Here is a 16,876-nt window from a genome sequence, read left to right as displayed (position 1 = left end):
TCAGCCGATGGTCGTGATTTCAGGGCCGCGCTCCGGCGGACCCGGTTTGACCGGCGCGGCAGGCCGGGGCAGGGGCGAAGCATCACGCGGCAAACGGAGCTGCAGCAGGTCCCGCGGCGGAAGCGGCTGTTCACCGCGGACCACGACGACGTTGCGGAAGACGTCTTCCAGCGGACCGGCCTCCTGCGGATCAAGAGCGGCAGGGCCGCCGAAGACGCCGCGCAGGAACCAGCGCGGGCCATCCACACCGACGAACCGGGCCACGCGGTACCCCTTGGACCCGTCCTGGGCCTGGGCCGGAACCTTCGCCAGGAGTTCGGTGCCGAAAACGCCGTCGAGCTCATCCACGGTGCCGCCCTGCGAACCTACGGATTTGCCGATCTGTCCGCGGATGTCATCCCAGAGAGTCTCTGAGCGGGGTGCCGCAAAAGCCTGCAGCTGCAGGCTTGAGCCGTTCAGGTCGAGGGTCACCGCAACCACCCGCTGGGTCTTCTCTTCAACTTCCAGGCGCAGCTGGAGGCCCTGGGCTGCCGCAATGCGCAGCGCACCCAGATCCACATAGCCGTCCTCGGACGGCTTGTCACTGACGTCCCACGGGCCCGTGGCCGCGCCCGTTTCGGAGCCGGCTGCAGCGTCGACAACTTCGTCGGCGCCGTCCTGCCCCTGTTCTTCCTGATCCTGCTTGGCTTGATCCTGCTTGTTCTTCTTCAGTCGCCCAAATGCCATGACCGGGTTCCTCTCTCTTGTAGGAGGCCTCACGCTGCCGGCCCCCGGGACAGCCGCTCTAGGCAGGCAGTGCAGCAAAGCCGCCGGTGGAACCGAATCCGCCGGTGCCGCGAACGGATTCGGACAGTTCATCGACCAGTTCAAAAGACGCAGTCTCCACCCGCTGAATCACCATCTGGGCGATCCTGTCACCGCGCTTCAGGGTAATTGGGGTGGTGGTGTCGGTGTTGAGGAGCGTGACACTGATCTCGCCCCGGTAGCCGGCGTCGACAGTGCCGGGAGCATTCACAACGGTGAGGCCGTGTTTGGTGGCCAGCCCCGAACGGGGATGAATGAACGCTGCATAGCCGAAAGGAAGGGCCAAAGCCACGCCGGTGGGAACAAGCCTCCGCTCCCCCGGCTCCAGGACAAAGTCGATCCGGGTGCGAAGGTCCGCGCCTGCGTCGCCCGGATGGGCGTACGACGGCGGTTCCAGTCCGTCGTCGAGCATCTTCAGCTGCACGGTCATTGTGGGGCCTGCTTCAAGCACCGGTGTGTCTCCGACTTCATTGATGTGTGGCCCGCGTCCCGATCAGGTCCGCGTGGCTGCGTCTTACAGTTCTGCCCGGGAGGCTCCCGGGGAATACCGCACCTCACTTTAGCGTGTTTTCCTGACGCTTCTCCGAACGTGGCAGAACGGCAATTCCCCCTGCCGGGCACCAAGATGAAATGACGGAACAAAGATGCCAAGCTGGAGGTATGTCATCCCCCTCTGCCCAGACTCCCGCCAGCACCGTTCTCTACTCGGAGCGGCTTCTTCCCTCATTCTGGATCTGGGTGATGGTCCTGGGCGTGTCAGCCTCAAGCATCCTCGTGTTCGTACCCATCAGCATGGAAACCGGGATAATTGCCGCCGTTGTGGTCGCCGTGATTCTGACGGTTTTGCTGCTTCTCAGCACCCCGACCATCCGGGTCACGCCGGACACCCTGCAGGTAGGCAAGGCGGAAATTGAGCGGGTCCATATCGGATCGGTGGAGGGCTTCCGTGGAGATGATGCCACGTATCAGCGCGGCCGGGGCCTGAACGCCACCTCGTACATGTGCATTCGCGGCTGGATTTCGCCGGTGGTCAAGATCGAGATCACCGACCCCGCAGACCGCACGCCGTACTGGCTCACGTCCACCCGCCATCCCGAGGATCTGGTCCGCGCACTGAACAGCTAACCGCTCAGAGACCCGTTCAGCCCTCACAGTCCGTGCAGTAGGCCAAGCCGTCCTTTTCCAGGGCTATCTGCGACCTGTGCCGCACGAGGAAACAGGACGCGCAGGTGAATTCATCCGCCTGCGGAGGCAGTACACGCACCAGGAGCTCTTCCCCGGAGAGGTCCGCCCCGGGCAGCTCGAAGCTGTCCGCCGCTTCCGCCTCGTCTTCATCCACCACCGCGGACTGCGTGGTCGCAGTGCGGCGCGTCTTCAGCTCTTCAATGGATTCCTCGCTGACGTCCTCTTCTGTCTTGCGCGGCGCATCATAGTCTGTCGCCATAATAAGTACTCTCACCATCCGGTCGAGTTGTTGGAGAAGATTGTGTTGAGCCCGTTCTGCCGGTTCGGAACCGGCCGCTTGCAGGTTCTGAGGTATCAACGCAACGGGGTTGCGTTTTGTGCCCGTAAACCGGAGATTTTTGTCTAGTCGAAAGCGAAAAACCACCATCGGGCCGTCCCGGCGCCTCCGGATGTTCAAAAAAAGCGGCAGCAGGAGGCGGCGATCCGCGCCACGCCCCTGCAAACAGTAGGCTTTCGGCGCTGCGGGTGGCATTGTTTCCAGAAGGAATTGCTATCGGGTGGAGGATTGGTTCATGCAGGATCTGCGTCTCGTGGGTGTCCATGAGGGTGGCGAGCATCTGCTGCTCAGCGGCAAGGGTGGGGAAACATTCCGGCTTCGCATGGATGAAGCGCTGCGGGTGGCGGTTTCCCGCTCGGTGCACCGCTCCACAGCTCCCGCCGAGCGGCCTGAAGGCCCAGCCATGACTCCCCGTGACATTCAGGCACGAATCCGTTCCGGCGCCAGCGCCGAAGACGTCGCTGAGGTTTCCGGTCTGGACCTCGCCCACATCCGCCGCTATGAGGGCCCGGTCCGCGCGGAACGCGACTACGTTGCCCGCCAGGCACAGGCCGTGGAAGTGGCTGCCCCTCTCTCGGCTACGCACGACGGGTACCGCAGTACGTTCGGCGACAGTCCGGTCAATCTCGGCGACATGGTCAATCACCGGCTCAAGGCCTTTGGTGTGGACCCCGACAGCGTCGAATGGGATGCCTGGCGTCGCCCGGATTCCACGTGGGATGTCGTTGCCCGTTTTGATCTCGATGAAAAGTCCCGGGTTTCCGTGGGCGAAGAACCGCCGGCGCGCTGGACCTTCAGCCCGCTGCGCAAGAGCGTGTCCAATGCCAACCGCTGGGCGCAGCTGCTCAGTGAGCTGGAGCCGCTGGACTCCCCCGTACCGTCGCGCCGGCTGACAGCCGTCGCGGACCGCGTCTTCGATTTTGAGGCCGTCCCGGTACCCGAGGCTGACGGTGTCGATGGAGCCGGCGACGAGGAGACCGCAAACCTGCTGGAGGTCCTGCGCTCCCGCCGCGGGCAGCGTCTCGGTGCCGACGAAGACGGCGACGACGCCCTGGCGGCGCTGCTGGCAAAGGGCAGCATCCCTGCGGCACATCCCCGGGAGGGCCGAACCGAAACGGAGGACGCCGCCTCCAGCGGTCCCCGCACCGGCCGTCTGACGCTGGCACCGGATGTTGCAGGAATGGATTCAGCGGACCGCCCCGATTCGGTTCGCCTGCCCAACGGTGTTTCCTCCGAGACGCGCGAAATTAGTATCCTGGCCCGGCCTTTCCGCCGCCGCAGCGAGGCAGCTGAAGATACCGGCACCAACACGCCTGCGGACGTTTCATCTGCGCGCACAGGCACCGGCTCCGACAAGTTCCAGGGGTCCGCCAAGGCTGCTGCCGCGGGAGCCGACGTCAAGGCGCACCACGCTGATGCCGCTGACGGCGCCGATGCTGCACGGGCTGCTTCGACCGAGACAGACACCGCCGCAGAGGCTGCTGAGAGCAGCAAATCCGCACCGGCTGCACGCGGCAAGAAAACCGGAGGCCGCAAGGGCGGCCGGACGGATTTCCCCTGGGACCGGATGGGTTCCGGCAGCAGCCGGACCGATGACGCAGCCACCGCTGAATCCGGCAAGGACGAGGACGGCGCAGACCGCCGTCCGATCAAGCCAAAGCGTTCCTCGGTACCCAGCTGGGATGAGATCGTCTTCGGCACCAAGGGCGACTAGCCCTCACGCCGGGGGCGCACCCGGTGCTTGGGACGTTCCGGGTGCACCTGGAGAGTAGTCGTCGGGGATAAACAGGTCTTCGATGGTACTGCCGAAGAGCGACGCAAGCCGGAAGGCCAGCGGCAGGGACGGATCAAACCGTCCGCGTTCAATGGAGATGATGGTTTGGCGCGAGACGCCGAGCTCATCGGCGAGGTGCTGTTGGGACCACTCACGGTTCGCGCGGAATTCCTTAACTCGATTGCGCACGTCAGCCTTTGCGCCGCTGCAGCAGATAGCGCACGCCAAAGAGCACGGCGCACAGGATCAGCACGGCCGGCAGCACAAGCTTCAGGTTCACCGTAATCTCTCCCGGCAGGAATGCGACAACAGTGCCCGCGACTCCGAGTATCAGGATGAGATCGGTGAAGGAACGGGACGCCGCTTTGTCATGCCAGCCAGCCTCGATCGAATCATCCGGCCGTTCGACCGCCCCCTCGATGGTGTTGCGGTCAACAATTGCCGCGTACACCAGCAGGGTTGCGGGCATCGTGAGGCAAAACGCGAAGACCCAAAAGCCAAGCACCGGATTCGCCTCTGTGACGCCGGTGGCCACGGCCAGCCATCCTCCGCCTGCTCCAAGGAGCAGCCCGCTGGGCAGAGCGACTGCCATGGCAGGCACCCTGCCGGAACCAAACCTCGCCTGTCCCCACTTGGTGCGCGTTCCAGTCTCCATCCCGCTCTCCCCTTCCGGTGTTTAGCCGCTTGCCATGTACAGGCTGCTTTACATGTATAGGGTGCTTTACACGCCGGCTCTCGTCAAGGGTTCCGGCCAGCTCCGGATGCATCCTCAGGATGTCCCTCACGGCCAGGTGACTACGAACGTGCAGCGTGCCGGCCATGCAGAGATAAACGTGGCGTTCCGGACGCTCATCGGGGGCGTCGAATGCCTCACGGTCGGGAAGTCCCGGGTTTCCCGATGCCGGTATCCGGCGTCTTCGAGAACGTGTACGGCAGCCGTGACGGAACCCGAGCTCCTTAGGGGATGCGGGGATGAACCGCGCAGACGTCCAGGTCGGCCGGAGAGTCATCAGCTGCGGAGATCGACTCCGCCTGGTGGGCTGTGACCCGGCGCATGTAGTGCCGGCGGCAGAGTGTCTCGTAACCCACCACCGGCACGCTTTCGACAGCATCGACGGCAAAGAGCGGTTCCTCTGTGACGGTGTCAGCTGCCGCGGGCGATCCGGCCGCGGCAGCATGCTTGCCCACGTCGCCCACCACAACCTGGTCCCCTTCCACCACCATGACCCCGTCCACGGTGCGGGCATTGTGGGTGGCCCTTCGGCCACACCAGCACAGAGCCCGCACTTGGAGCACTTCCATCCGATCAGCCAGTTCGATCAGGCGCTGGGACCCGGGGAAAAGCCGGGTCCGGAAATCCGACGTGATGCCGAAGGCAAAAACATCCACACACAATTCATCCACCACGCGAGCCAACTGCTCCACCTGGTCCGCTGAATAGAACTGCGCTTCATCGCAAATGAGGTAATCCACCGGCAGACCGGTCCGGCGGCGGCCTGACACTTCGTTCCAGAAGTCCGTGGTGTCCGTGACTTCCACCGCAGGGGTGCGCAATCCCAGCCGGGAAGAGATCATCGAATCCCCCGCCCTGTCGTTGCGGCTAAACAGGATTCCGCCGCGGCCGCGGGCACTGTGGTTATAGTCCATCTGCAGGGCAAGCGTCGATTTGCCACAGTCCATGGTCCCGGAAAAGAAAACTAGCTCGGCCACGGTTTACTTCTTTCTCCCGCCGGACTGTGCCCCGGGATTGCGCTTGGTAGCCGGTGCAGCAAGCTGCAGCAGCGGAACTTCCCGCTCCGCGCGGGTCAGGGAACCGTGCTGGCCCACCACTTCCAGGGACGCGGATTTCATCCGCCGCAGGTCATACAACGCGATCGGCTCGCGTGCCATCACCAGGACGTCACCGATACGCGGCAGCACGGACGGGGAAACAACCGGCCCGAAATAACCGGCGTTGACGGCTTCGTCCCGGGTGGCAATCCAGATTTTGTTGCCGTAGGCGCGGCCCCAGGAGTCCATCAGGTTCTGCCGAACCTGCTCGCCTGCCCCGGGTTCCAGATACAGGTGCACCATGCGCGGCTCGCCCGCAGTGTGCCGCACACCGGCAATCAGCGAGGGGTCTGCCGAGAAGTCGTGCCGGTGTTCCGGAGCGATATCCACCATGCCGTGGTCCGCCGTGAGCAGCAGCAGCGTATCGGCCGGAAGCCGGGAGGCCAGAAGTTTCAGCGCGCTGTCCAGCTCCTCCAGCTGAAAACCCCACTGCTGGGACTGGGATCCGTGCTTGTGGCCGGCTTTGTCCAGCTCGTTCCAGTACAGGTACATCAGCATCCGCGGCGCTGCGGCCAGAGCCTGGGCTGCTGCCGCCACCCGGGCATGGACTCCGGTCGCGCCGATGAATTCACCGCCGCGCAAAGCGGCGCGGGTCATCGCGGAGTCCGCGAACCGCGGGAGGCTCACGGAGGCCACCGGAATGTGCTTCGCCGCCTGTTCCAGAACGGTGGGGCAGGGCTGCCAGCGCTCGGGGTCCACACCGGCGTCCCAGTTGCCGAGCATGTTGACGACTTTGTCCTGGTCCGGATCCAGCACGTCGTATCCGACCATGCCGTGTTCGCCCGGCGGACGTCCGGTTCCCAGGGAGGCCAGTGATGCCGCCGTCGTGGTGGGAAATGCTGCCGTCAGCACCCTGGCCGAGGGTACAAAACTGCGCAGGAACGGCGCGTGCCCGCCGCGCTGCTTGAGCAGGGACCAGCCAAGACCATCCACCATGACCACGCAGACGCGTTTGGCTGCCGGCAGGTTCAGGGTGTTCTCGAAACCGGGAACGCCAAGGACTGCGGCCGAGCTGGTGAGGACGTCGGCAACGCTGCTGCGCCCGTAGCCGGGGGCGGGAGGAAGTGGTTCCCGGGTGACTTTGCCGGATTCGGAGCCTGTTCCGGAGGAGGAGTTCATAACCCCTTACCGCTGGTGGTGGCTGCGGTTGAACCGGCTACCGATGCCCGCAACGCGCTGGCGGGCATCCCCGGGTTCCATGGCGCGGGCGTTGACCGTGTCCGTGTTGACCTTGCGCAGTGCCCGGGCGAAGTCCTTGGCGTTCTGCACGGCCTGGGCGCCGTCGGCCTCAGCACTGACGCGGAGGACAATGTCTTCCTGGGCGATGGTGCCGGTGTAACCGTGGTCGGCGTCGCACTGCGGGTCCGCGCAGCCTGCGGGGCCCATGTCCAGGCGCTGTCCGCCTGACCAGGCGATGGCCAGGGTCAGTTCACGGGCTTGGTCGGAGGGCTTGTAGTCCTGCGGCTGGGCATACATGTAGCCCAGGACCACGGACCGGATTTGCGTCACCGGCACCGATTCGGTGGAAACCTGGGCCATCATTTGCTCCCCGGCTTCGTCCAGCTGCTGGTCATCCACGTGAGTGATTACCAGCATGTCCTCGGTCAGCACCAGCACGGTGATGTGGCGGTGCACCTCGGTGCGCTCGAAGTGGGTCTCCAGGTGAATCAGGTGGGACAGCGGTTCCCGGCCGTCCAGGGCGTCGTGGACGACGTCGGCCAGGAGCGTGGGATAAAAGCCGGCCCGCTCCATGGAGGCGTCCAGGCTGCGGCGTTCAGAGGAAAGTAACGGCGACATGATTCCAGTTTCCCCCAGAGAGCACCCCAGCGCCTAAATGGCGCGCGGAAGGATTGCGAGATCATCCTGCCGGGCCCCCGGACCCTGCCTAGTCCCGCATTGCCCGCCGGGCACTGTCGGTCCGCTGCTGCGGGTTGCCGAGCCTGACGTCCGCGCTGAGGACAGTCACTCCGGTGGTTGAGACCAGCACGGGGTTGATTTCCAGCAGCGCTATCTCGGGATGCTCGTCCTTCAGCAGTGCCAACCGTGAAATCAGGTCCTCCAGCGCGGCAACGTCGGCCTTGGGCAACCCCTGGTAACCGAAGAGCTTGCCGGAGGCACGCGGTGCACGCACAAGGTCCGCAACGTCCGTGTCCGTCAGCGGCGGAATTCCGTGGGCCCAGTCATCCAGAAGGTTCACGGCGTCTCCGGCCAGGCCGAAGGACAACACCGGCCCGAGCAGCGGATCTTCAATCGCCCGGACGGTACAGCCCTGTCCCGAGGGCGCCATGGTCTGCACTTCGAGTTCAAAGCTGCCGTAAGGCTCCAGGGACTGTTTCATCTGCGCGATGTTGGTGAGGAGCTCTTCCGGCGTGGAGATGTTCATCCGCACGCCGCCCAAGTCGAGGCGGTGGCGCAGGTGTTCGTCCATGGTCTTGATGACCACGGGCCAGCCCAGGGAATCTGCTGCCGCCACGGCTTCCTCCCCCGTGCTGAACGGAACCGACGGCAGCAGCTGGACGCCGTAGAAGGACAGCAGCTGCGTGGTTTCCTCGGCGGAAAGCCGCATGAGCCCGTCACCTGAAACCCGGGACAGGAGTTTTTCGACCAGCGCGTGGGCGCCGTCGGGATCCACTCCGGCCGGCTCGACGAAGTGCCCGTGGTCGCGGGCGGCCCATTCGGTGTACCGGACCAGGGAGGCGAGCGCAGAGACGGCGGCCCCCGGGCTGGAGAAGCACGGCAGGCCGGACTGCCGCCCGTCCTCCTCCCTTCCCCCTTCGGTCAGCAGTCCTTCGACATGCGCGGTGGGGTCCATGATTCCGGTGAAGGCAGCCACCACGGGTTTGCCGGACTCGGCTACGCACTCCTGCAGGCACTGCGCAATTTTCTCCATCGTCAGCCCGGGAGACGGCAGCAGGGTTACAACGCCGGCATGCACGGCGTCGTCGGCGAGCGCCTTGGTGACAGTGGCGCGCAGCAGCGGCAGGGCGACGCTCATCCCGGTATCCAGGGCCAGATCCGTCTGCAGGCTGCGCACTTCCAGGTCCAGGCCGACGGCGGCATCCGCCACCACCCGGCCCAGGGCAGCGGAGTTGCTGAAGATGGCCAGGGCCCTGCCGGCCGGCAGGGGCTGGCTGACGGCAATCTGGGCAACATCCATCAACTGTTCGTTGGTGTTCACCCGAATGACGCCGGACTGCCGCAGCATGGCATCCAGCGCTCCGGCGGGGGCCTGGGTGGTCCGGACGGCGTGGCCCGGCGGCAGCTGCAGCCCCGTGACGTCTGACTTGGCGACGATCACCGGCTTGGAGGTGGCCAGGCGGCGGGCGATCCGGGAGAACTTTCGGGGGTTGCCGACCGACTCCAGGTACATGCCCACCACCCGGGTGTCCGTGTCATCTTCCCAATACTGCATGGCGTCGTTGCCTGACACGTCAGCCCGGTTGCCGGCGGAAATGGTGGAGGACAGGCCAAGGCTGCGCCGCTGTGCCGCAGCGTAGAGGAGGACGCCGATGGCGGCGGACTGGCTGAACAGGCCCAGTCCCCCGGCTTCGGGCATGGACGGAGCCATGGAGGCGTTCAGACGGACCCCGGGGCGGGTGTTGATCAGGCCCAGCGACGCCGGGCCCACCACGCGCATGCCGTTGGCCCGGGCGTGCCGCACGAGGCGCCGCTGCCGGGCGAGGCCGCGTTCGCCGTCGTCCGCGAATCCCGCGGTGGCCACCAGCAGTCCCTTGACCCCGGCGCGCGCGCACTCCTCCACCACCTTCTGCACCTGGTCGTAGGGAACGGCGATGATGGCCAGCTGCACGGGTTCGGGCACGTCCGAGATCCGGGCGTAGGACACCATGCCGGCCAGCTCGAAGGCCTCCGGGTTCACGGCGTACACGGAGCCGGTGAAGCCGCCCTCGATGATGTGTTCCAGGAGCTGGTAGCCCACGGTGCCCCACTCGCGGCTGGCTCCGATGACGGCAACGGACGACGGCGAGAGCAGGTCCGCGACGCTACGGGCCTCGGCGCGGTGTTCGCGGGATTCCATGACGGCCCGGGATTTGTCCGTGGGGTCGATGTTGAAGTCCAGGGCAATCACGCCGTCGTCGAAGTGGCGGCGCACCTCGTAGCCGGCGTCGGCAAACACACCAATCATTTTGCGGTTTTCCGGCAGCACTTCGGCGGAGAAGCGGCGGATGCCGTTTTCCCGGGCCGCAGCAGCGAGGTGCTCAAGCAGGATGGAACCCAGACCGCGGCCCTGGTGGCCGTCCGAGATGTTGAAGGCCACTTCGGCTTCGGTGGGGTCATCGAGACGGTCATAGCGGCCAATGCCGATGATTTCGGAGCCAATGGTGATGACGAACGCCACGCGGTCCTTGTAGTCCACGTTGGTGAACCGGGCCAGCTCCTTGTTGCTGAGCTTGGCCTTGTAGGTGAAGAAGCGCAGGTAGATGGAGCTTTGGGACTGGCGCATGTGGAACTCCTGCAGCGCCTGGGCGTCCCCGGGTGTCACGGGTCTCAAATGCCCGGTGCCGCCGTCCCGCAACACCACGTCAGCTTCCCAATATTCGGGGTAATGTCCCTGCTCCGCCATAGACTCAGAGTAGTGGGAAATTTTCTCCGCTGTCTGCAGGACGCTTCGGCCGCCGCGCCGGATCCCCCTGCAACCCCGTATAAGCCCTACCAATGCAAGGACCCGACAACAGCATGGCCCGGCGCCAAACCGTCTCCAAAACCGCACCCGGCGAGAAAATCGCCGAGAACATCATCGACATTGATGTCACCACCGAGATGGAAGGTTCCTTCCTCGAGTACGCGTACTCGGTGATCTATTCCCGCGCCCTTCCCGACGCCCGCGACGGCCTCAAGCCCGTCCAGCGGCGCATCCTGTACATGATGGCGGACATGGGCCTGCGGCCGGACCGCGGCCATGTCAAGTCCGCACGCGTGGTGGGCGAGGTCATGGGCAAGCTCCATCCCCACGGCGACTCCGCCATCTACGACGCCATGGTCCGCATGGCGCAGGACTGGGCGCTGCGCCTGCCCCTGATCGACGGGCACGGGAACTTCGGCTCGCTCGACGACGGCCCCGCGGCCGCCCGGTACACCGAAGCCCGGCTGGCAGCCCCGGCGCTGACGCTGACGGACCATCTGGATGAAGACGTGGTGGACTTTGTCCCCAACTACGACAACCAGCTGATGCAGCCGGAGGTGCTTCCGGCGGCCTTCCCCAACCTGCTGGTCAACGGCACCACCGGCATCGCCGTGGGCATGGCCACCAACATGGCACCGCACAACCTGGGTGAAGTCATTGCCGCCACCCAGCACCTGATCGCCAACCCCGAGGCCACGCTGGATGAGCTGATGCGGTTCATCCCCGGCCCGGACCTTCCCAGCGGCGGACGGATTGTGGGACTGGACGGCATCCGCGACGCCTATGCGTCCGGCCGCGGGTCCTTCAAAACACGCGCCAAGGTGGAGGTGGAGCAGCTCAATGCCCGCCGCACCGGACTGGTGATCACCGAACTGCCGTACATGGTGGGCCCGGAAAAGGTCATCGAGAAGATCAAGGACGCGGTCACCTCCAAAAAACTGCAGGGCATCTCGGACGTGGTGGACCTGACGGACCGCAGCCACGGACTGCGCCTGGTCATCGAGCTCAAGAACGGCTTCAACCCCAACGCCGTCCTGGCCCAGCTGTACCGGTACACGCCCATGGAGGATTCCTTCGGCATCAACAACGTCACCCTGGTGGACGGGCAGCCCCGGACTCTTGGACTGGTGGAACTGCTGCAGGTCTACGTGGCGCACCGCCTCGGCGTCGTCCGCCGCCGCACCGCCTTCCGGCTGCGCAAGAAGCAAGACCGGCTGCACCTGGTCGAGGGTTTGCTCATTGCGATCGTCGACATTGACGAGGTCATCCAGATCATCCGCTCCTCGGATGAGACGGCCCAGGCCCGCGAACGGCTGATGGCCATCTATGACCTGACGGAAATCCAGGCCAACCACATCCTCGAGCTGCGCCTGCGCCAGCTGACCAAGTACTCCCGCATCGAGCTGGAGAAGGAAAAGGATGACCTGCTCCTGGCGATCAAGGAGCTGCAGGCCATCCTCGACTCCGAACAGCGGCTGAGGTCCCTGGTCTCCGACGAACTCGGCGAAGTGGCGGCCAAGTACGCCACTCCGCGGCGGACGGTGCTGCTGGAATCCGAGGCGGCATCACCGCTGAAGGGTGTTGCTGCCGCTCCCGCCGTCACCGGCAAGGGCGCCAAGGCGGCACTGCCGCTGGAGATTGCCGATGATCCCTGCTGGGTCATCCTCACCAGTTCCGGCCAGCTGGCCCGCACCTCCAACCAGGAGCCGCTCACCGAGGCAGGCCAGCGGGTGCGTCACGATGTGTTCCGCTCCGTGGTGAAGACCACGGCGCGCGGCGAGATCGGGGCGGTGACGTCGTCGGGCCGGATGGTCCGTGTCCAGGTCCTCGATATGCCGGCTCTGCCGCCGACGTCGGGCCTGCCGAACATGGCCGGCGGCGTTCCCGTGAAGGATTTCATGACGCTGGCCAAGGGCGAAAAGCTGATTGGCCTGGTGCCGCTGAACGAGATCATTGCGCTGGGCACCCGGAACGGCATCGTAAAACGGGTTAATCCTGAATACCCGCTGAACCGGGACGACTGGGAAGCCATCACGCTCAAGCCCAAGGATGAAGTGGTGGGTGTGGGCGTGGCGGCGCAGGACACCGACGAGCTGGTGTTTATCACCGAACACGCCCAGCTGCTGCGTTTCAGCGCCTCGCTGGTCCGTCCGCAGGGACGCACCGCCGGCGGTGTTGCCGGCATCAAGCTCGGTGCCGATGACCATGTGCTGTTCTTCGGCGTGGTGGCGCAGAATGATCCGGCCGCCGTCGTTGTTACCGTCTCCACCGGCACCGAGACCCTGCCCGGGACGCCCGGCGGATCCGTGAAGGTGACCGAGTTCGCCGAGTACCCGGTGAAGGGCCGTGCCACCGGCGGAGTGCGGGCACACCGGTTCCTGAAGGGTGAGGATGCCCTCGTAGTCGCGTGGGCCGGTCATGGTCCGGCGAAGGCTGCCGCTGCCAACGGTGTGGCCCGGGCGCTGCCCACGGAGCACGGACGGCGGGACGGCTCCGGCATTCCGTTGACCAACCAGGTTGACCAGGTCGGACCGAGCAACACGCCGGTTGAACCGGGTGAGGATCCGGCCGCGAGCTGACGCCGGGTCTTGTCCGGCGGCTGCCCCGAACTTTCGGGACAGCTGCCGTGGCGGAGCTCCCGTTCACCAACCCCGCCGAGGGACGCGGCGCCTACGCTTCCTGCTTGCCGAAATTGCGCAGCCGCAGCGAGTTGCCCACCACCAGCACGGAGCTGGCGGCCATGGCGGCACCGGCGATCATTGGATTCAGCAGGCCCAGGGCGGCCACCGGAATGCCGACGGCGTTGTAGAAAAAGGCCCAGAAGAGGTTGGTCTTGATGGTGCCCAGCGTGCGACGGGAGAGCTCGATGGCGGTGGCCACCTGGCCCAGATCGTTGCCCATTACGGTCAGGTCCGCCGCTTCAATGGCGACGTCGGTGCCGGAGCCCATCGCGATGCCCAGGTCAGCCTGTGCGAGGGCCGGAGCATCATTCACGCCGTCACCGGCCATCGCCACGGTGGCACCTTCGGCCTGGAACCGCTTGACGGCCTCCACTTTGCCCTCGGGCCGGACATCGGCCAGCACATCTTCCGGCGCAATGCCGACGGCGTCAGCTACCCGGGCAGCCACCACGGCGTTGTCGCCGGTAAGCAGTACGGGCCGCAATCCCAGAGCCCGCAACCGCGCAATGGCGGCCACAGAGCCGGGCTTGATGTTGTCCCGCAGACTGATGATGCCGGCGGCGCGGCCGTCAACGGCCACCAGGACGGCGGTGGATCCGGCTTCCTGCTCGGCCCGCAGCCTCGTCCGGACATCCTCAGACAGGACCACGCCGTTTTCCTCCAGCCAGCCGGGGCGCCCGGCAACAACGGCACGGCCGTTGACGGTTCCGCGGACACCGCCGCCCGGGGCAGAGTCGAACCCTGTCACTGGAGTCAGTGCGCCGTCAGTCACCGCCTCCTGCGCCGCAGCGGCTATGGCGACGGCGATGGGGTGCTCCCCCGCCGTCTCCACGGAGCCCGTCAACTGCAGCAGGTCCGCGTCATCAAAGGTGGGCTCCAGGGTCAGGGTGCGCACCACCGAGAGCCGCCCGTCAGTCACAGTACCGGTCTTGTCCAGCACGATGGTGTCCACGGTCCGGGTGTCTTCGAGCACCTGCGGGCCCTTGATCAGAATGCCCAGCTGGGCGCCGCGTCCGGTGCCCGTGAGCAGGCCAACGGGCGTGGCCAGACCCAGTGCGCACGGGCAGGCAATGACCAGGACAGCGACGGCTGCCGTAAACGCGGCCTGGAGATCTCCGCTGATAACCATCCACAGCACAAAGGTGAGGACAGCTACACCCAGAACAATGGGAACAAAAACGGCGCTGATCCGGTCCGCCAGGCGCGCAATCGGTGCCTTGCCGGACTGTGCATCGCTGACCAGGCGTCCCATCTGGGCCAGGGTGGTTTCGCTGCCCACCCGGGTGGCGGTAACCAGCAGCCGCCCGGAGGTGTTGACGGTGGCACCGGTAACGGAATCCCCCGGACCCACTTCAACCGGAACGGATTCGCCGGTGATCAGCGAGGCGTCCACAGCCGAGTGTCCGTCGGTGACGATGCCGTCAGCGGCGATCTTCTCACCCGGGCGGACGACGATGACGTCACCCACAACCAGGTCCTGCGCCGGTACCCGGACCTCGGCACCGTCGCGCAGCACTGTGGCATCTTTGGCACCCAGGCTCAGGAGTGCTTTCAGCGCGTCACCGGCGCGGGCCTTGGCGTTGGCTTCCAGATACCGGCCCAGCAGCAGGAAGGTGACGACGACGGCGGCAACTTCGAAGTAGAGGTTGGCGTGTCCGCCGTCGGCCATGCCCTGCATATCCGTCATGCCGGCGTGGGCCGTGAGCGACGGATCCGCCAGGAGGGTTCCCAGCGAGAACAGGTAGGAAGCGATCACGCCCAGGGACACCAGCGTGTCCATGGTAGAGGCGAAGTGCCGCGCGTTGATGGCTGCGGCCCGGTGGAAGGGCCACGCGGACCAGGTCACCACCGGCAGCGTCAGCAGGGCGGCGAACCAGCCCCAGTTGTTGAATTGCAGAGCCGGGATCATGGAAACCAGAAACACCGGAACTGTCAGCACTGCGGCCAGGATGAGCCGCGGCCGCAGGGCAGCGGCAGTTCCGCCGTGCTCCATGTGGTCCTCGCCGGAGTGGTCCATGCCGGAGGTTTCGTGGCCGGCATGCGCGGATCCGGAGCGGTCGCCTGCCCCGGTATGCCCGGCCCCGCCGTCGAGCGCTGCCGTATCCCGCGTTCCGCCGCTGGCACGGGAAGCTCCGGCGGGCCGCACCAGATGTGCTTTGTAGCCGGCCGAATCCACGGCCTGCAGGATTTGCTCGTCGGTTACGCCGTCCGGGACGCTGACCCGTGCGGATTCCAGCGGAAGATTGACCGTGGCTTCGACGCCCTCGATTTTTCCGAGTTTCCGCTCCACCCGGCCGACGCACGAGGCACACGTCATGCCCTCAACTTTAAGGTCGATGATCCGCGGGTGCGGCTGCCGGAGCAGGTTGTCGGTGCTCATGGGAGTGCTGTCCTTCCGGGAAGTGCTGTGCGGCGCGGATCGCAGGTCGCGCATCCGCTGCCGGGTGGATCCGGCGAGACTAGGCGGAGGGTTCCACCACGAGGTAGCCCGCCTCTGCCACTGCTTCGCCGAGTTCGACGGGGGAAAGCGTGCGGCTGGAGGTAACGACGGCGGTCGAAATGCCGCCGGCGTTGAGATCGACGCTGACATTGTCGACGCCGTCGATCGCTTCGAGTTCTTCAGTAACGGATGCGACACAGTGGCCGCAGGTCATTCCGGAGATGTTCAGTGTGGTTTCCATGGGGTACCTCTTTCGGTAAGGGTTCAAAGGTTCGGCAGAACAATTTCAGCGCAGGAGGCGGCCGATGGCGTCGGTGGCTTCCTGAACCTTGGCCTGCACCAGTTCGGGGTTGCCCGTGGCGTCCGCCTCGCGGGCGGCATCCACCACGCAGTGGGACATGTGGTCCTTGACGAGGCCCAGGCTCACGGCATGCAGCGCCTTGTTGATGGCAGCAACCTGGGTGAGGATATCGATGCAGTACTTGTCCTCCTCCACCATGCGGGCAATTCCCCGCACCTGGCCCTCGATGCGCCGGAGCCGCTTGAGGTAGGCCTCTTTGTCCGTGGCGTACCCGTGGGCGCCGGAATGGTCCTGCCCTGCGAGGCCACCCGGGGCCTGTTCCTGGGTTGTGCTCATGTCCACTCCTAGAATTCGATCTGCAACGAAGATATACCCCCATAGGGTATGGCGTCAAGTACTCCTAGGGGGTATCTCGATACGGCGTCAGAGCGCCTCGGAGCACGTGTTGCCGGGTGTCAAAGTGCCTGCTCCCGCTCGGCATCGCTGCGCAGGATGCAGAACTCATTGCCCTCCGGATCGGCGAGCACCACCCATCCCGTCCCATCGGCCATCCGCCGATCCGCAACTTCCCGGGCTCCCAGTGCCAGCAGGCGCTCAAGTTCCCGGTCCCTGGTGCCTTCGGCGGGCCTTAGGTCCAGGTGCACGCGGTTTTTGACCTGCTTGCCGTCCGGGACCTTGATGAACAGCAGGCGCTGGGAGCCGTCGCCGGAGGCTATCATGCACTCCTCGTCGCCGGAATGGTTCGGGTCGTTGGGATCGTCCGGATCGTCATGGAAACCGAGCACTCCGCGCCAGAACACTGACTGGGCGAACGGATCGAGACTGTCAAAGGACGTATGCGAGATCAGGGCGGTCATGGAGGCAGCGTAACGCTCGTGCAAG

16 protein-coding genes are annotated in these 16,876 nt (G+C 65.6%); 3 read left to right on the top strand and 13 right to left on the bottom strand.

From position 1 onward, the window contains the following. Together CXQ89_RS07400 and dut are read right to left on the bottom strand one after the other, a co-directional pair. A complete protein-coding gene (locus tag CXQ89_RS07400; RefSeq protein ID WP_104054618.1) occupies positions 1-726 on the bottom strand; it encodes a DUF3710 domain-containing protein in 726 nt (241 codons plus the stop codon). A gap of 58 nt (positions 727-784) precedes the next feature. Continuing rightward, positions 785-1,234, bottom strand: a complete 450-nt coding sequence (dut, locus tag CXQ89_RS07395; RefSeq protein WP_104054619.1) for a dUTP diphosphatase — start codon at positions 1,232-1,234, stop codon at positions 785-787. Between the two features lie 230 nt (positions 1,235-1,464). Here dut and CXQ89_RS07390 point away from each other — a divergent pair, with 230 nt between their 5' ends. Continuing rightward, positions 1,465-1,929 carry a DUF3093 domain-containing protein gene (locus CXQ89_RS07390; protein WP_104054620.1) on the top strand — a complete coding sequence of 155 codons (465 nt, stop codon included), beginning with the start codon at positions 1,465-1,467 and terminating at the stop codon, positions 1,927-1,929. Between the two features lie 16 nt (positions 1,930-1,945). On the opposite strand, the gene CXQ89_RS07385 is transcribed toward CXQ89_RS07390, so the two are convergent. Further along, the gene (locus tag CXQ89_RS07385; protein ID WP_104054621.1) at positions 1,946-2,248 is read right to left on the bottom strand and encodes a DUF4193 domain-containing protein; all 303 of its coding nucleotides are present in this window, start codon (positions 2,246-2,248) and stop codon (positions 1,946-1,948) included. 313 nt (positions 2,249-2,561) lie between these two features. On the opposite strand from CXQ89_RS07385, the gene sepH reads away from it, so the two are divergent. After that, a complete protein-coding gene (sepH, locus tag CXQ89_RS07380; protein WP_104161395.1) occupies positions 2,562-4,040 on the top strand; it encodes a septation protein SepH in 1,479 nt (492 codons plus the stop codon). A gap of 3 nt (positions 4,041-4,043) precedes the next feature. Here sepH and CXQ89_RS07375 read toward each other — a convergent pair whose 3' ends face one another. The 6 genes from CXQ89_RS07375 to CXQ89_RS07350 form a co-directional block, all read right to left on the bottom strand. Then, positions 4,044-4,289 (bottom strand): helix-turn-helix transcriptional regulator, encoded by a 246-nt coding sequence (locus tag CXQ89_RS07375; RefSeq protein WP_104160811.1) that lies wholly within the window; start codon positions 4,287-4,289, stop codon positions 4,044-4,046. A 1-nt stretch (position 4,290) separates the two neighbouring features. Next, complete coding sequence (locus CXQ89_RS18565) at positions 4,291-4,755, bottom strand: hypothetical protein (RefSeq protein WP_104160810.1); 465 nt, start codon at positions 4,753-4,755, stop codon at positions 4,291-4,293. Between the two features lie 302 nt (positions 4,756-5,057). Then, a complete protein-coding gene (locus CXQ89_RS07365; RefSeq protein WP_104054625.1) occupies positions 5,058-5,810 on the bottom strand; it encodes a thymidine kinase in 753 nt (250 codons plus the stop codon). A gap of 3 nt (positions 5,811-5,813) precedes the next feature. After that, a complete protein-coding gene (locus CXQ89_RS07360; RefSeq protein WP_104160809.1) occupies positions 5,814-7,049 on the bottom strand; it encodes an alkaline phosphatase family protein in 1,236 nt (411 codons plus the stop codon). A 6-nt stretch (positions 7,050-7,055) separates the two neighbouring features. Next, positions 7,056-7,727, bottom strand: coding sequence for a DUF5998 family protein (locus tag CXQ89_RS07355; RefSeq protein ID WP_104054627.1), 672 nt, complete (start codon positions 7,725-7,727; stop codon positions 7,056-7,058). Between the two features lie 88 nt (positions 7,728-7,815). Then, a complete protein-coding gene (locus CXQ89_RS07350; RefSeq protein WP_104160808.1) occupies positions 7,816-10,512 on the bottom strand; it encodes a bifunctional GNAT family N-acetyltransferase/acetate--CoA ligase family protein in 2,697 nt (898 codons plus the stop codon). A 113-nt stretch (positions 10,513-10,625) separates the two neighbouring features. Here CXQ89_RS07350 and CXQ89_RS07345 point away from each other — a divergent pair, with 113 nt between their 5' ends. Beyond that, on the top strand, positions 10,626-13,151 hold the full coding sequence (locus tag CXQ89_RS07345; RefSeq protein ID WP_104160807.1) for a DNA topoisomerase (ATP-hydrolyzing) subunit A: 2,526 nt from the start codon (positions 10,626-10,628) through the stop codon (positions 13,149-13,151). A 91-nt stretch (positions 13,152-13,242) separates the two neighbouring features. Here the strand turns inward: CXQ89_RS07345 and CXQ89_RS07340 are convergent, their stop codons facing one another. From CXQ89_RS07340 to CXQ89_RS07325, 4 genes are all read right to left on the bottom strand, one after another. After that, positions 13,243-15,633 carry a cation-translocating P-type ATPase gene (locus CXQ89_RS07340; RefSeq protein WP_104160806.1) on the bottom strand — a complete coding sequence of 797 codons (2,391 nt, stop codon included), beginning with the start codon at positions 15,631-15,633 and terminating at the stop codon, positions 13,243-13,245. A gap of 79 nt (positions 15,634-15,712) precedes the next feature. Beyond that, positions 15,713-15,934 (bottom strand): heavy-metal-associated domain-containing protein, encoded by a 222-nt coding sequence (locus CXQ89_RS07335; RefSeq protein ID WP_104054630.1) that lies wholly within the window; start codon positions 15,932-15,934, stop codon positions 15,713-15,715. 45 nt (positions 15,935-15,979) lie between these two features. Next, positions 15,980-16,330 (bottom strand): metal-sensitive transcriptional regulator, encoded by a 351-nt coding sequence (locus CXQ89_RS07330; RefSeq protein ID WP_104160805.1) that lies wholly within the window; start codon positions 16,328-16,330, stop codon positions 15,980-15,982. A 119-nt stretch (positions 16,331-16,449) separates the two neighbouring features. Next, a complete protein-coding gene (locus tag CXQ89_RS07325) occupies positions 16,450-16,851 on the bottom strand; it encodes a VOC family protein (RefSeq protein ID WP_104161394.1) in 402 nt (133 codons plus the stop codon). Positions 16,852-16,876: the final 25 nt, after the last annotated feature.

Source organism: Arthrobacter sp. ZGTC212 (assembly GCF_002929255.1).
GTDB lineage: Bacteria > Actinomycetota > Actinomycetes > Actinomycetales > Micrococcaceae > Arthrobacter_B > Arthrobacter_B sunyaminii.
This window is presented reverse-complemented; position numbering and strand designations above follow the sequence as displayed.